Source organism: Chitinophaga polysaccharea (assembly GCF_007829335.1).
In the GTDB taxonomy this organism is placed as follows: domain Bacteria; phylum Bacteroidota; class Bacteroidia; order Chitinophagales; family Chitinophagaceae; genus Chitinophaga; species Chitinophaga polysaccharea_B.
In genome coordinates this window covers 1,867,603-1,883,904 of the sequence record NZ_VIWO01000001.1, presented here as the reverse complement: position 1 = coordinate 1,883,904, position 16,302 = coordinate 1,867,603, and the positions used below count along the sequence as shown (strand labels likewise).

Sequence of the window (16,302 nt, the reverse complement as noted above, 5' to 3'; positions counted from 1 at the left end):
AATGCCGTCATTATTATGCCATAGCATATCTGCCGGTAATAAAATAATGATCTGGAGATGGATGAACGGAAAATACTCCCCCGTGGCAGGCTTGGAAACGAGAATTTAATAACATAAATTTGATTTAGGTAATGAAAAATGCTTAACAGATGTATGTTTTATTGCCTTTTACAACCGGGAAATGTTAGCGCATTCCCGGTTTTTTTTAGCGATTTTGGTGTCGATCATTTGTCCTGGATAATTTCAATAACGCTTAAGCCGGCAAAACAATAATTTTTCTGCCTTCTATTTTAAAATGAATTCCACTTTCTTCTAATATAGCCAGTACATCGGCCAGTTCATAACTTCTCTTAATACTGCCTTCAAATTTCAGATCTGGTATCTTACCTGCATATACTATTTCCGCATTATACCACCTGGCCAGCTGCCGCATCACTACTTCAGTACCTTCCCCATTTAATGAAAAGAATCCATTTTTCCACGCAATAATTTTTTCGGTATCAGCATGCAGTACCAGCTGTATGCGCCGGGTGTCCACCAGCTTCGCTTGTTGGCCCGGCTTCAGCAAAGCCGTATCTGTCCTGTGTATCACCTTTACTGCACCTTCCAGCAATGTTACATCTGTACTCGGTTCCTCCTGGTAGGCCATCAGGTTAAAATGAGTACCCAATACCTGCACTTGCTTGTCGCCCGACTGTACAACGAATGGCATCTTAGTATCCTGGGCCACTTCAAAATAGGCTTCGCCGCTGAGTTCCACCCTTCTTTCTTTTCCATCAAATCCTGCCGGAAAACGTAAAGAAGAAGCGGCATTGAGCCATACTTTAGTACCATCCGGTAATACCAGCTGGTATTGTCCTCCCGCCGGTGTGGTTAATACGTTAAATGCCTGCTGTTGTGCAGCCGTATTATTATACACCACCTCTCCATTACGCAGATGGATGGTAGCGCTTCCCTGCTGCATTACCCGGTTACCCGCGCTATCCAGTACTACGGTTTCCCCATTAGCCAACGTCAATACAGCTTTGTTACTTCCAGGTACCATTGCTTTTCCGGCCATCAACTTATCCCCGTCTTTTTGCTGGCTACCCGCTTTCCATAATTTCATACCGGTAAACACCATCAGCGCCGCTATTGCAGCAGCTACCGATGTTTTCACCACCATGCTCCACAGCATGTTCCTGCGGATACCGGCATGTTGATAAATACGCCGACGCAATAGTTTTTCTGTTGCCGTTCTGTCACCCAGTTCCGCTTCATCCCAGTCCTCCCCTGCGTCCACTTTGCTCAACAATTCATTGTACAGCGAAATATCCGCTGTTGTTGCTGTCCCATCCGCAATGCGTTGGGCTAATTGTACCAGTTGATCATGATTCACGTGAAATGGACGTTTATATACCAAGGCACCTGAAAAAAGGTTTCCCCCCAAAAGTCCCGGTATTTTTTTTTAAAATAAGAAAGCCTATAAATGAGAAAGCAGGCAGGAGATAATAATCATGGAATGCCCAATGAATAAGCGTATCCGCTTCAGGGCAATAGTGATCTGGTTTTCCACCGTTTTAACGGTAATATTCATTCGGGAGGCTATTTCGGCATGCGACAATTGCTCGTTCCTGCTCAAACTATATACTTTGCGGCACTTATCAGGCAAAGCATCTACCGCCTGTGCAATAACGGAAGTCAGTTCGCGCACTGCCAGCTCATCTGGCGTGGTACTGTTGTCGCTGGTATATTGCAGATCGTGAATAAATATTTGCCACGTCTTGCTGGCCCGTAGCTGATTAGCCATTTTAAAACGTGTGGCCGCTTTGAGGTAATGTTTTAAAGAGGTGATGGCCACCGTTTCCCGGTGCAGCCATAGCCACGTGAATACTTCCTGTACTATATCCATGGCCAGGTCGCGGCTCTTCAGCGTATAATAAGCATGTTTAAATAAATCAGACCAGTAGCGGTCATAAATAGTATCAAATGCACGTACTTCCCCCTTCCTAAGGTGGCTCAAAAGTTCACTGTCTTCCATAATGGCCCAACCAGACATTATATGCTATTTAATCAGCAGTTGCCGCTGCCAGGATAAAGGATGATAAAACGTGTTGTTTGCGCAAGCTAATGTTTATTCATTTAAATTCATCCTATTTTTTAATCAAAAAACAGTTGTATTTTAACCTGCCTTTCTCCCACCCGCGCTTTTACTGATTCCGCAATAACCGGGTTTTTTGCCGACATTCATGGAACTAACTTTGTCTTCAAATGATAAAGCCATGAACAATTACGATAAAATAGCCACTGCAATAGATTACATAAAAAGTAATTTCAAAACACAACCCGACTTACAGGAAGTAGCGGCCGCCGTACATATGAGCCCGTTTCATTTTCAACGGGTGTTTTCGGAATGGGCAGGTGTAACACCTAAGAAGTTCCTGCAATACCTCACGCTGGACTACGCCAAAGGCATTCTACGGGAAGAGAAAACCACCGTATTTGACGCTGCCTTTGAAGCAGGTCTTTCCGGTACCGGTCGTTTACACGATCTGTTTATTAACATTGAGAGTATGACACCCGGAGAATATAAAAATGGTGGCAAAGCCCTGCATATCAACTATAGCTTCGCGGAAAGTCCCTTCGGCAATATCCTGGTGGCTTCTACGGCCAAAGGTATCTGCCATATGGCTTTCGCCGATCAGCCGGAAGCAGCCCTGCAGGCGCTGAAAGAACAATTCCCCCACGCGGAGTTTATGCAAATGGTGGATGTTATACAACAAAATACCCTGTATATATTTACCCAGGACTGGAGCCGGCTGTCTGAGATAAAACTGCATCTCAGGGGCACCGACTTTCAGCTGAAAGTGTGGGAAGCCCTGCTGAAAATCCCGATGGGTAACCTCACTACCTATTCCCGGTTGGCAGAAGAAATAAACCATCCCCGTGCCTCCCGTGCGGTAGGTACGGCTGTAGCCCAAAACCCGGTAGCTTTCCTCATCCCTTGTCATCGCGTAATTAAAGCGTCGGGAGAAGCCGGTCAATACCATTGGGGAATCTCCCGCAAAAACGCCATGATAGGCTGGGAAGCGGCTCGTACACAATCCTCTGGATCATAAACAAAAGGGCTGCCCGCTTGTGAAGGACAGCCCCGTTTTTGCTTATGAAAAAAAAGACTGGCACTGAAAAATGCCTGCCGGTTAGACGAGGAAAAAAAGAAGTTATTATGGGCACAGGGAAATAAAAGATAATAACGACATGCCGCACGGCATGAGTAGTGATTTTCTCATGGAATCAGATTTTGGTCTTTCGTACTAATTAATCAACTCAATTAATGCGCTGGAAATATTGTTCAGAATTTTGGTCGTTTCGTTTTATCCCGCTGAAGTTGAACTTTAGCGTTACTTAAAAGTAAAAAAATATTTTACATTTTCAAGTATTAATATGCTTGTTTTATTTCTTTCTAGCTATCCTGGCAGCATACCACACATTATCAATAGTTTATACATCTCAATATCTCCTGCTTTTCGTAACTTCCTGTAAAAAAAATGACAACAACGAAAAACCCGGTAGGCCGCACGACCTCCCAGGGCTGGGAAATAGGGATCAGGCGTACTTTTCCCATTGGGCCCCACCAGGCGTGGGAGCTGCTGTTTACACACCCCCTGCTCAGCTCCTGGCTGGATGACAAAGCAGACCTTCCATTTGAAAAAGGAAATACCTATACTACCAAAACTGGTATCACCATCACCGTATCTTCCGTAACCACGGGGAAAGTAATCCGTATGAAATGGCAACAACCCGGGGACCCACAAACGTCTACCCTGCAAATACGTATTATCCCCGCCAAAGAAAAAACGACTATCAGTTTCCATCATGAATGGTTGAAAAACGGGCAGGAAAGGGAGGCGATGAAAAATTACTGGGGCCATGTGCTTGATGAGATAAGCCGGCGGCTTAAAATATAAACTTCAATTGCGTTTATAACGGGAACACCTATACGACACATAAACTGATAGCAGCTGGAAAATAAAAACCAGGTAGTTAGCTCTTCCGCCGGGGTAAAAATAGCTATCTAACCGGGAAAGAGCCGCATAACAGGGCACCTATTATAAGAAAATTTTAGCAAATAATTTATTATTTTTAAGGATATTATAAGACTATACACCGATTCTTACCAGTAACTTTGCGCATACGTAATACCAATGAACCTACGGGAACGCGAATTTATGAATGTTTATAGTATAGTTAAGGGGCCCCAGTTGCCAGATTTGCTCCACGATGAAACCCTGGCAGATATATTCTCTGGTACTGTGCAAGCTCACGCCCATCATACAGCGTTGATCTTCCAACAACAAACGCTCACCTACAAAGAACTCGATCACTGGAGTGATGCGATAGCCACCTTTCTGCAATCAAACGGGATAGGGCCGGGTAGCGTAGTAGGAGTGTGGTGGCCCCGGGGACTGGAATTACATGCCGCTATATTGGGTATTATCAAGGCCGGCGCCGCCTATGTGCCGCTGGACCGGGAGATGCCGGCAGAACGTGTAGAAGGTGTACTCACAGAAGTAAAGGCAGCTGCCTGCTTCAGTGAAGAACCCCTTCAGCTGGAAGCAGCCGTACTGAAAGTGCCCCCTGTTCCTGATAGTACAGAAATGTTTACCCTCAGCCAGGGCCCTTCTCCCGATAACTTCGCCTACGTATTATACACTTCCGGCAGTACCGGTAAACCCAAAGGCATCCCGATCAGCCACCGGCAGATATGCCACCTGATCCGGGCGGAACAAACGATATTGAACATCCGTAGCAACGATAAAGTATACCAGGGCTTCTCCGTATCATTCGACATGTGGTGCGAGGAAACCTGGCTCAGTTACTTTGTAGGCGCTACCCTCTGGGTAGCCGATGCCACTACCGCCAAAGCCATTGATGAGCTGGGCGATGTACTGCGCCGCGAGAAAATTACGGTACTCCATGCTGTGCCCAGTTTACTGGCCATCATGGATGATAACATCCCCTCCCTGCGCCTGATCAATGCCGGCGGAGAAGCCTGTACCCCACAGGTACTGGCCAGATGGGCCGCTCCCCCACGCCATTTCTTCAATAGCTATGGCCCCACGGAAACAACGGTAAGCGCCACTTTCGCCGCGCTTAAACCCGGCGATTATATCACCATCGGCCAGCCATTACCTAACTATAACATGGCCGTTGTCAATGAAAAACTGGATATCCTGCCCGTTGGAGAACGGGGAGAACTGGTAATTTCAGGACCAGGCGTAGGCGCCGGTTATATCGACAGGCCCGAACTTACCCGGGAGAAATTTGTGGATAAGCCAAGCTCCATGACCGAACTACCCGGCGATCGCCTGTACCGCACCGGCGATGCCGCTATCATACTGCCCGACGGCAGCATCGATTTCCAGGGCAGGCTCGACGACCAGATCAAACTACGCGGCTACCGCATAGAACTGGGAGAAATTGAAAACCAGCTGCATGCTGTAGATGGCATTGCCGCCGCGGCCGTTGCTGTTAAAAAAGACGGTAACGACCAGGATCAGCTGGTGGGATATATCGTACGAGAAGATAGTCAGCCGGTAGATGAATCCATGCTGAGAAGCCACCTGGCCAAAGTATTACCCACCTACATGGTACCCGGTATCATTATGGTGCTCGACGACATGCCCCGGCTCCCAAGCGGTAAAATAAACCGGAAGGCGCTACCGGTACCACCCGCCTTTACCCAGGTAACCAGTCATGAAGCCATCGACCCCAATGCTCCATTGCAGGACCGGGTTATGATGATCCTGGCTAAGGTATTTCCTGATCGCAATATTGATCTGCAACAGGACTTCTTTACCGACCTGGGAGGCCACTCACTGCTGGCCGCCGCCTTTGTATCCCGCCTACGCAAGGAAGCCAATATACCACAGGCATCGCTGAAAGATATTTATATTCACCGGCCTTTACAGGAGCTGGTAAATGTATGGTCTGCCCAACCACAAGCTAGTCAACGCAAAGAAAAAGTATTCAATAAAGTACCCTGGTGGCGCCACCTTACCTGCTGGTTCTTCCAAACGATTGCCATCCTGGTGATATTCGGTTTATTTGCCATGCAGATATTCCTGCCCTACCTGGGCTACTACTACGTAGAACAAGCCACCAGCCACCTGGGATATGCCATCCTTACTGCTCTGGCAATGTTCTGCCTGTTGCCGCCTGTATTCTCCGCGCTTATCATCACCACCAAATGGCTGGCCATTGGTAAAATGAAAGCAGGCGATTATCCCGTATGGGGCAGCTACTATTTCCGCTGGTGGCTGGTAAAAACAAGTCAACGCCTGATGCCTTCACAGTTCCTGAACGGAACACCCTTATATCCTGCTTACCTGCGTATGCTCGGGGTAAAAATAGCCCCCGATGCACAACTCGGCGCAGTTACCATCGGCGCAGAAGACCTGGTCACCATTGGCAGCGATGTAAGCATCAGCTCCCAGGCGGTGATCAACAATGCCTTTATTGAAGACGGACTCCTGAAACTCCGTACGGTATACCTGGGCGACCACGCCTATGTTGGCAGCAGTGCCATTATTGGAGGCGACACCGTTATGGAAGCCTGGAGCGAACTGCAGGACCTTAGCTACCTGTCTCCCGGTACTACCGCTAAAAGCGGGGAAGTATGGCAGGGAAGTCCCGCTACCCTGAAAACTACCAAAAGCATCAGCGAGTTACCGCAACCACTTCCGGTATCCGATGCTACCCGCTTCAAATACAGCATCATTTTCTCTTTGTTCCTGCTGGTGTTTCCCTTCACCGTGTTATTACCGTTATTACCCACCATCATTACCCTCAACCAGATGGATAATGCGGCGCCGGATTATAACTTCAACTACATGGTGATCACCCCCGCGCTTGCACTGAGCTATATCATACTGTTTACCGGTCAAACGGTATTGCTTACCCGCCTGTTGCAATGGGGTATCAAACCTGGCACCTATCCCGTGTACAGCATCTTTTATGTGCGCAAATGGTTTGCAGATCAGCTGATGTCCCTCACGCTGATTGTAATACATCCCATTTTTGCTACAGTATACATCTCCTCACTATTCCGCGCATTGGGTGCTAAAATTGGAAAAAATACTGAAGTATCCACTGCCAGCAGCGTTACCCATCCGCTCCTGGAAATAGGCGACGGCGCTTTTATTGCAGATGCCGTTACACTCGGCGAATCAGATGTACGTGGTCAGCAACTCATCCTGGAAAAAACAGTTATTCACAATACCAGCTTTGTGGGCAATAGCGCCCTCATTCCACAGGGATATGTGCTGCCGGAAAACATGCTGATTGGTGTGTTGTCGACTCCACCTTCTAAAGAACAAATGGCGGCCGACAAGGCCCGCGACTGGTTTGGTTCACCTGCCATCGCGCTGCCCCGCAGGCAGGAAAGCCATTTCTTTCCACCGGAACTCACTACCACGCCTTCACCACAACGCCGGCTGGCCAGGGCTTTCGTGGAGTTTGTACGTATACTCATTCCTGAAACAGTAGTGATCTGCTGCAGTATCCTGTTCATCGCCTATGCGCATGACCTGGTAACAGATAAGCCCTGGTGGATGATCTTACTGCAGTTCCCCTTCTATTACCTGTTCTTCCTCGGGCTCCCTGCCTTCCTCTTCACGGTGATACTGAAGTGGGTATTAACAGGGGTATATAAACCATTGCAAAGCCCGATGTGGACATCCAAAGTATGGCGCAGTGAAGCGATCACTTCTACCTACGAAGCGCTCTCTATTCCCTTCCTGCTGGAATACCTGAAAGGTACCCCCTGGCTGCCGGTTTTACTGCGGCTGCTGGGCGTAAAAACAGGCTACCGCGTTGTACTCAATACCGCCGATATCACCGAATTTGATATGGTGGAAATCGGATCAGACAGCGTATTGAATGAAGATAGCGGCCCGCAAACCCACCTGTTTGAAGACCGGGTCATGAAAATAGGCGCTATCAAAATAGGCCGCAGAAGCAGCATAGGCGCCAGGTCTATCATTTTATACGATAGCGAAATCGGGGACGATGTCAACATTACCCCACTGTCGCTCGTGATGAAAGGTGAAAAATTACAACCTGGTACCAACTGGACAGGCAGCCCTGTAAAGCCGGAATAAATTTGATATAACGATGACGGGTAAACGAAAATGATCACCATCCAACCCATACAAATCCGCGAACATTATGCGCTTATCAACAGCATGATGGAACAGCTGCATATCTCGGAAAAGGAATTTTTCCTGAAAACAGCCGCCTGGGAAAATATTGCGGCCGACTACATGCAACACGTAATAGACACCCAGGAAACCTGCGATGGTACCTGTCTGCTGGCATACGCAGATAATATACCGGCAGGCTTCATCTTTGCCTACTTAGAAGAAACAGACGAAAGTCGTATTGAGGATTATATCAATGATACCCTGTACGTATCTGACGGTTATGTAGACAAAGCATTTCGTCGCCAGGGTATCTACCGCCTGATGAATGAGGAGCTGGAGAAAATCTATATTGCGAAAGGCATACGCCGGGTCGTCAGGTATACCCTTACCAATAATCACCGCATGCAGCAATTCCTGGCCACTCAACAGTATACCCCGGTAAGACTGGTATACGAGAAATGGTTAACCGATGATGGGAAAAACACGCTACCACTGTTTCCGGAGCAACTTTAAATCTTTAGGCCTCATCCCAAAAAATACAGCGGGAGAAGATATATTTACTATATCTTCTCCCGCTATAGACTATTACGACAATAGTTACTTAGCCCATTGCTTATACCGCAGCAACGCCTCTACAAAGTAGTAATCCGCATACGTAAGTGGCACATCCACCTCCGATTTATGCGGCAGGGAACCTACGCTATGCATTAATATAAAATCGTTGTTCTCTCCTTCCTTAGCCAGGTAAGCCGGGCTGCAAAGACTGTTCAGCATTTTTTCTGCTGCATTCCAGTAACGTTTACCATCGGCTTTATTGGTGTAGCCACTCAGCTCCAGTAAGGCAGACGCGGCAACCGCTGCTGCAGATACGTCGCGGGGCGCATTCGGAATACCGGGCGCATCGTAATCCCAATAAGGCACCCCGTCTGCCGGCATCTCCGGATTATTAAGGATATAATTTGCTATATGGCGGGCTTGTTCCAGGTAAGTCTTGTCTTTAGTGTCCCGGTACATCATGGTATAACCATAAAGTCCCCAGGCTTGTCCACGTGACCAGGCGGAGCTATCGGCCGCTCCCTGGTGGGTTTTACGCTCATGTACAGCACCGGTAGCCGGATCGTAATCCACTACGTGATACGAGCTGTAATCCGGGCGAAAATGATTTTTGATGGTGGTGTTGGCATGTGTGCGGGCAATCTTCGCAAACTGCGGATCGCCGCTTTCACGCGTAGCCCAGTTCAGCAACTCCAGGTTCATCATATTATCGATGATTACCGGGAACTTCCAGGTACCATGGTCCCATGATTTGATACAGCCCACGGTTGGGTTAAAGCGGGACGACAAAGACCTGGCGCTGGTGAGCAATATGCTTTTATAGGCGGTATCTTTCGTGATTCTTAAGGCGTTGCCAAAAGGACAATACATCATAAATCCCAGGTCATGTGTATGGGTATTGAACTGTTCTTTTTTTACCAGCTCCATGCGCTTCAAGGCTTCGGCTTTGAATGCCGGGTCTTTCGTGTATTCATACAGGTACCAGGTAGTACCGGGATAAAAGCCGGAGGTCCACCAACCAGAATTGGAAGTCATTAAGCTGCCATCTTTGGTGTCGGTAGTGCGGGGCAACACGCCATCCGGTACATGGGTCATCATCAGTTTATATTGCCGTGCGGCAAATTGCAAGGTGGCATCGGCTTTTGCCAACAGAGCCTTGTCTGCTTTACCGGATTGTGCATACGTTTGCACCATCAGTACTGGCAATAGCAATACCGTAAAGAACAGGTTCTTTTTCATAAACGTTTGATTGTAAAATGATCATTTCTTTTTTCCGCCAGTCTTTACCGTTCCGGCAGTAGACTCGCGGGCTATCAGTTGAATAGGTATTATTTCCTGTGAATAACGGGGCGCTGTAGCAGAGGCCTGGTTGGTGATCAGCTCCATTAAAGCAGCTACCACCCGCTCGCCCATCATCGCCGGATACTGGTCTACGCTGGTAACGGGAGGCGTTACTATTTCTGTACGCGGATCGTTGGAATACCCTACAATTTTCAGGTCTTCCGGCACCCGCACATTTATTTTACGGCAATACTCCATAATAGTAATCGCAGTGGTATCATTGGAGGCAAAAATACCATCGGGATAAGGCGTTTGCGCGAATATCTTTTCACAGGCCTGCCAGGCATTATCACGGGTCAGTTCCTGGTAAAAAACACGTGTCTTTTTAAACGGCAGTTTATTCTCCTGCAAAGCGTGCTTATAACCTGATACCCGCTCTACATACAGGTTGCAGGTAAGCGGCCCGGAAATATGCACAATATCTTTACAGCCCCTTTCAATCAGGTGGGTAGTAGCGGTATATCCTCCTACATAATCATCTCCCTTAATTACTTTCACATTGTAATCTTTGGGTACCCGGTCGAAAAATATCAGGGGAATATTGTTATCCTTAAAAACATCAAAATGTGAGAAGTCGGTGGTATATAAAGTAGTAGACACCACCAAACCATCCACCCTGGCGGAGTACAGGGTATTTACCAGTGCCACTTCCTGGTCGTACGAATCGTTCGACTGGCAAATGATCAGGTTATACCCATACTCCTGCAGTTTATTCTGAATAATGGTACTGATCGTCGCCGGGAAGAACATGGAAATACGGGGTACAATAAGACCGATGGTCTTACTTTTGTTATTGCGCAACCCTGCTGCCAGCGCATTGGGACGATACCCCAGTTTGCGGGCCATTTTCTTCACCTTATCCTTCGTACGTGCGCTGATGTTAGGATTATCATTCAGGGCACGTGACACCGTAGATACAGAAAGCTTTAACTCTTCTGCGATATCTACTATCGTTTTTTCAGTACGTTTGCTCATGTGTGGAATATAAATTTTTATCTTCCCATCCAGCCGCCATCAACGGTGAGAATGGTACCATGTACATAGTCTGCCGCCCTGGAAGCCAGGAAAATAACTGGTCCTGCAAAATCTTCCGGCTCTCCCCAGCGCCCTGCCGGAATACGCTCCAGGATGGAGGTGCTCCGCTGTTGGTCAGCCCGCAATGCCGCAGTGTTATCCGTAGCAATATATCCCGGGGCAATGGCGTTCACGTTCACTCCCTTTGAAGCCCACTCATTGGCAAATGCCTTTACCAGCGATCCTACAGCACCCTTACTGGCTGCATAACCCGGTACGTTAATACCTCCCTGGAAAGTGAGCAAAGAGGCTGTAAAGATAACTTTTCCGCTTCCACGTGCAATCATTCCTTTTCCAATTTCACGGGTCAGGATAAATTGGGCGTTCAGGTTAATGTTAATCACCTCGTCCCAGTATTCATCCGGGTGCTCTGCTGCCGGCCTCCGGAGAATAGTACCCGCATTATTCACCAGGATATCAATTACAGGCGCTTCCTGCCCCAGCTGCCCGATAAAGGCATAAAGCGCTTCCCGGCTGGAGAAATCGCATTGGTACGCCTTAAAATTACGCCCCAGGGCCTTTACTTCGTTTTCCACCTCACTACCGCTCAGCTCCAGGGAAGCGGAAACCCCAATAATATCAGCACCTGCCGATGCCAGCGCCACCGCCATCGCTTTACCGATGCCTCGTTTACATCCCGTTACCAGCGCCGTTTTTCCTTTTAACTGAAATAAATCCATAAAAATAGGTTAAGCTCTTCCTCCCACCTGTAACGGATGGAAGAGAATATTATTGAATATTCACCTGCAAAGGTTGTCTGATCTTCTGTGAAAATGCCTCCAGGTAGCTGAACCAGGCAGCAGCAGAGGTAATCCGGCCGCCCTTACTCCAGGCTGCTCCGAAGTAATATACATATGGCTGCTCACTGCCGGCAGTACCTGGACTCAACAGATGTACATTATCTGCCTTCATACCAGGTACTTCGCGGGCAAATACACAACCCGTACCAATGGTACCATCTTCACCATGTACAGGCTCCCAATAACCCATCACCCCATTTTTTTCGTCCAGTAGCATAGCACCCGGATCTTTACGCTTCACTAATCCAGTTACCACCGGGAGCTCATTACCCTTGAAATGATACTGCACTGACATTTTATTGAGTTGCGAACCTGCATCCAGCGAAATTGTTTTGGTAACGGTAACGGGTATACTACCCGCCTGCCAACTATCGTAAGTCAGTGCAAACGTAGTACGCAACGGACCATTGTCAAGCGATTTCCACTGACGGTAATTCTTTGGGTAATAGATGGTATCCTTGCCGGCAGGGGCGGTGTCACCAGCACCCAACGTCAGGCCCACGCTGAAGTAATCCAATCCCTGGCCATTGTCGTGATGATAATTATCCAGTTTATACCAGGTATCTATCACCATATCGGTAGTCCGCTTTGCCCATACATCAATACCATAGGCCATTTCCTTTGGGACCTGCTCCAATGCTTTTCCATACATACGATAAGCCATCCGGTCATTTTCCCACGCATAGTCATCTTTACGCTCCGGTACATAACGGCCATAGGTGGCTGTTTTCACGGGCACGGGGCTACCTTTTTCCAAACGTGCATATACATGTGATGCCGCCGGTACAGTTACCTGCAACAGCAGCTGCCTAGCCGTTTTGCCACCTTCATAAATCAGCTGGTAAGGAATTTCCTGTCCGCTCAACGCATCCACTACCTTAAAAGGCGATGGTAAAGACTTTCCCATCTTAGCTGTCAACGAGGCATAAGGAATCTCCACAAGATCCCCTTCCCGGTTAATACCGGTATTATTGGAGATGGTAACCGCCGCAGGATTTTTCTTTAAATCATACTTAATCAACTCTGATCCTGCTAACAGGAACGCACCTACGCCATATACCTCTGTATCATCTGCGGTGGCCTTTCCCGGGGCAGCGCCTATTTCCTGTACAAAACCCAGTTTACCATTGGGATGTACGCAACCTACTAATCCCTGCCATCCTTTCTGTATCACCGGCATAAATTCTTTCTCCGGCAGCAATCCATTATTCACACCCCACATCAACGCATATACGTAAAAGCCGGTGCCGCTTGTTTCCTTGGCAGGGTAGTTAGCCGGATCCAGGAGACTCGCATGCCAGGTGCCATCTGCGGTTTGTAACGCTGCAATACGGTAGGCCATCTGCCTGTACAGTTCCTGGAAACGTGCTTTGCCAGCATATCCGGCGGGCATATTATCCAGCATACGTACCAGTCCGCCCATTACCCATCCGTTGCCGCGGCTCCAATACACATTGGTGCCATTCTTTTCTTTCTTACCAATATAACTGCCATCGCGGTAATACAAACTATCCTGCTTGTTGTATAAAAAATCGGTCGTCTTCCACCATAGTTTATCGGCGGTTTCCAGGTAACGGGGATCGCCGGTGGCGGTTGACAAATAAGCCAGTGCGGGCGGGCCCATAAACAAGGCATCGCACCAGGCCCATTCGCGGTGATGAATTCCATTCTTCCATTCGAGCGATTCTGTATGCGGCTGTGCCACAATGCTGTCGGCCAGCTTACGGAAGCGGTCTATCATCACCGGGTCTTTATATGCGCTATACAGCTGCGCATACAACTGCCCAACGCAATATTCGTCTGCAAAAAAGCGATCAGGCCCGGTATTCCATTCATTATCCCTTCCTACCTGTAACAGCCGGTCTACAAAAAATGAGCGGCCGGTTACCTGTGCCAGCGACATCATACCGGCATACATAGCGCCATTGGTCCAGTCGGTGGGCGCATGATTCCAGCCCTGTTCCGTAAGGTGACGCCATTGCCAGGAAGCTACTTTCTCCATCTGTGCCCTTACAGCAGGTGCTGTAAACACTTCTTCGAATACCGTGGCATGCTTTGCTGTAGCCGGACCCGCAGCATATACCGGTAGGCCGGCCTGCAGGAAAGACAAGCCCAGCAAGCCCCCTGCGATAATTGTTTTTATCATGATAACAACTATTATCAGTTAACGTAAATCCGTGATCTTGCAATGGTCCATATCGCCGTAATCCAGGTTTTCACCCGCCATTCCCCAGATAAAGGTATAGTTGCTGGTGCCTGCACCGGAATGTACCGACCAGGGAGGTGAAATCACGGCCTGCTCATTCTGCATCCAGATATGGCGGGTTTCCTGTGGTTGTCCCATAAAGTGACATACCGATTGCCCTTCCGGTATTTCAAAATAAAAATACACTTCCATCCTCCGGTCGTGCGTATGTGCTGGCATCGTATTCCATACGCTGCCGGGTTGCAGTTCTGTCATACCCATCTGCAGCTGGCAGGTTTCCAGTACACTGTTTACCAGCAGCTTGTTGATAGTACGGTGATTGGATGTTTCCAATGTACCCAGTGTTACCACTTCTCCTTCCTTTTTAGATACTTTACGGGTAGGATATGTATGATGAGCCGGGGTAGAGTTCAGGTAAAATTTAGCCGGGTTTTGTGCGTCCTTACTCCGGAAAACGATGTCTTTACTTCCTTTTCCGATATACAGCGCTTCTTTAAACGCCAATTCATATTTTACGCCATCTGCTTCTACAATGCCGTCGCCACCTACATTGATCATACCCAACTCCCTTCTTTCCAGGAAATAGCTGGCTTTCTGCAGGTCGATAGTTTCCAGCGTTACCGGTCCTTTTACCGGCATAGCGCCGCCAAACAGGTAGCGGTCATAATGTGTATGTGTCCAGTAAATATGATCTGCTTCAAAAAGTTTCTCCATTAGAAAAGCCTGTCTCAGCTGTGCGGTATCCATGTGCTTCACTTCTGTGGGGCTGCTGGCGTACCTGGATGCTAACGTGGTGCTCATATAGTGTTCAATATTTTATAATGCCTGATACTAATAGTTGACGTGATAATCTTTCTTTATTTTCTTTCCTGACCATACCTTTTGCGCGGTCCATTCTGCCGCAGGATCGGTCCAGAAAGGATCTGTAGCAGGCAGTCCCAATGCCAGGAAGCCATTGGTACAGATATATAAACTACCGGTAGAAGTATATACATCCGCTACTTCCGGCTGATGCCCGCAAATGCCCAGCTGTAGCCATCCCTGCTTATCGAAAGTCCCTTCCATTTCGAAAATGTTTTTCATAATGGCGGTCATGGCGCAACGCACCTGTGCTGGCACAATAGCTTCGGGCAACTGGTGCTGAAGCGCCAGCTGTACCAACGGCTGAAATGCAGCCGTACGGTAGGTCATGGATCTTCCCAATGCAGGGTAAGTACCATCCGGCGCAATCATGCGCTCCTGCAGTTCAGCGTACCGCTGCATACGCTTGATACCTTGTTCTAAATCGGCCTTGGCCCATTGTCCTTTATCTACCAATACTTTCAGCATATCGGTAAACATAGGATGCATCACATACCCGTTATAGTAGTCTAATGAAAACTGCGCACCATCGCTGTAAAAGCCGTCCCCCGCATACCATTCCTGTATTTTTTTGGTGGCTACCATGGTACGCATGGGCTCCCATTCTTCGTTGATCGACAACAGGAAAGCCTCTACTATACCGGCAAACAACAACCAGTTATTATAAGCAGGACGGATGCGTCTCAACTCTTTCAGCTCTTTCACCACATTGGCTTTGGTGGTATTATCGAGCGGTTGCCACAACGCTTCCGGCGCCCGCATAAATGTTTGACACAGGTAAGCGGCATCCACCAGTGGCTGGCTTTCTGAGCGGAAGTTAAGATAGTCGGGAGAAGAAGGATTCACGGCGTTCGCAATGCCCTGTAATACCTGTCCACGCACTTCCTGCCGCAGCTTGCCTTCCGCCGTAGTATCGTCGGGTAATGCCAGCCAGGGCGCCAGACCGGATATACAACGGGCAAATGCTTCAAGGTAAGTTACCTTCTCCACTGCCAGCCCATATCCCGGGCCTTTCTCTAAAGGCATATTTTTCTTTAACGTGCCTTTACTCATATTTTCTACCACCGGCCGGGCAATGCGATGTAATAAATTCACCTGGTACTGCCGGTCAGGTATAGCTGCTCCTATCGGGGAAGCGCTACGCTCATTCATGGCGGAGGCCAGTACGCCGGCCGGCGCGATGGCCCCGGCTAAACCAGCCAGTGGCGCTATTTTGATAAAGTTTCTGCGTTCCAATGTAGAATTACTTTGACGTGGTTAATGTGACTCTTTCGAGGATATA

At 48.2% G+C, this 16,302-nt stretch carries 12 protein-coding genes; 4 read left to right on the top strand and 8 right to left on the bottom strand.

The annotated features are described in order from the left end of the window. Positions 1–253: 253 nt before the first annotated feature. Positions 254–1,378 (bottom strand): FecR family protein, encoded by a 1,125-nt coding sequence (locus FHW36_RS07840; protein WP_145665025.1) that lies wholly within the window; start codon positions 1,376–1,378, stop codon positions 254–256. A gap of 84 nt (positions 1,379–1,462) precedes the next feature. Next, positions 1,463–2,038, bottom strand: coding sequence for an RNA polymerase sigma-70 factor (locus tag FHW36_RS07835; protein ID WP_145665022.1), 576 nt, complete (start codon positions 2,036–2,038; stop codon positions 1,463–1,465). Positions 2,039–2,261: 223 nt separating this feature from the next. On the opposite strand from FHW36_RS07835, the gene FHW36_RS07830 reads away from it, so the two are divergent. The 4 genes from FHW36_RS07830 to FHW36_RS07815 all read left to right on the top strand — a co-directional run bounded on the left by FHW36_RS07830 (position 2,262) and on the right by FHW36_RS07815 (position 8,696). Further along, on the top strand, positions 2,262–3,098 hold the full coding sequence (locus FHW36_RS07830) for a methylated-DNA--[protein]-cysteine S-methyltransferase (protein WP_246121101.1): 837 nt from the start codon (positions 2,262–2,264) through the stop codon (positions 3,096–3,098). Between the two features lie 429 nt (positions 3,099–3,527). After that, the gene (locus tag FHW36_RS07825; RefSeq protein ID WP_145665016.1) at positions 3,528–3,947 is read left to right on the top strand and encodes an SRPBCC family protein; all 420 of its coding nucleotides are present in this window, start codon (positions 3,528–3,530) and stop codon (positions 3,945–3,947) included. Positions 3,948–4,184: 237 nt separating this feature from the next. Further along, entirely contained in the window at positions 4,185–8,141 is a 3,957-nt protein-coding gene (locus tag FHW36_RS07820) for a Pls/PosA family non-ribosomal peptide synthetase (protein WP_222429003.1), read from the top strand. Between the two features lie 30 nt (positions 8,142–8,171). Then, entirely contained in the window at positions 8,172–8,696 is a 525-nt protein-coding gene (locus FHW36_RS07815) for a GNAT family N-acetyltransferase (RefSeq protein ID WP_145665013.1), read from the top strand. Positions 8,697–8,780: 84 nt separating this feature from the next. Here the strand turns inward: FHW36_RS07815 and FHW36_RS07810 are convergent, their stop codons facing one another. From FHW36_RS07810 to FHW36_RS07785, 6 genes are read right to left on the bottom strand one after another with little or no spacing between them, the layout of a single operon-like run. Continuing rightward, entirely contained in the window at positions 8,781–9,977 is a 1,197-nt protein-coding gene (locus tag FHW36_RS07810; protein ID WP_145665010.1) for a glycoside hydrolase family 88 protein, read from the bottom strand. A gap of 21 nt (positions 9,978–9,998) precedes the next feature. Beyond that, on the bottom strand, positions 9,999–11,054 hold the full coding sequence (locus tag FHW36_RS07805) for a LacI family DNA-binding transcriptional regulator (RefSeq protein WP_145665007.1): 1,056 nt from the start codon (positions 11,052–11,054) through the stop codon (positions 9,999–10,001). A 17-nt stretch (positions 11,055–11,071) separates the two neighbouring features. Then, the gene (locus tag FHW36_RS07800; protein ID WP_145665004.1) at positions 11,072–11,833 is read right to left on the bottom strand and encodes an SDR family oxidoreductase; all 762 of its coding nucleotides are present in this window, start codon (positions 11,831–11,833) and stop codon (positions 11,072–11,074) included. A 49-nt stretch (positions 11,834–11,882) separates the two neighbouring features. After that, on the bottom strand, positions 11,883–14,099 hold the full coding sequence (locus tag FHW36_RS07795) for a glycoside hydrolase family 88 protein (protein WP_222429002.1): 2,217 nt from the start codon (positions 14,097–14,099) through the stop codon (positions 11,883–11,885). 18 nt (positions 14,100–14,117) lie between these two features. Further along, positions 14,118–14,960 carry a 5-dehydro-4-deoxy-D-glucuronate isomerase gene (kduI, locus tag FHW36_RS07790; protein WP_145665001.1) on the bottom strand — a complete coding sequence of 281 codons (843 nt, stop codon included), beginning with the start codon at positions 14,958–14,960 and terminating at the stop codon, positions 14,118–14,120. A gap of 30 nt (positions 14,961–14,990) precedes the next feature. Continuing rightward, positions 14,991–16,256: a DUF2264 domain-containing protein gene (locus tag FHW36_RS07785; RefSeq protein WP_145664998.1), complete on the bottom strand. Its 1,266-nt coding sequence runs from the start codon at positions 16,254–16,256 to the stop codon at positions 14,991–14,993. Between the last annotated feature and the right edge of the window lie 46 nt (positions 16,257–16,302).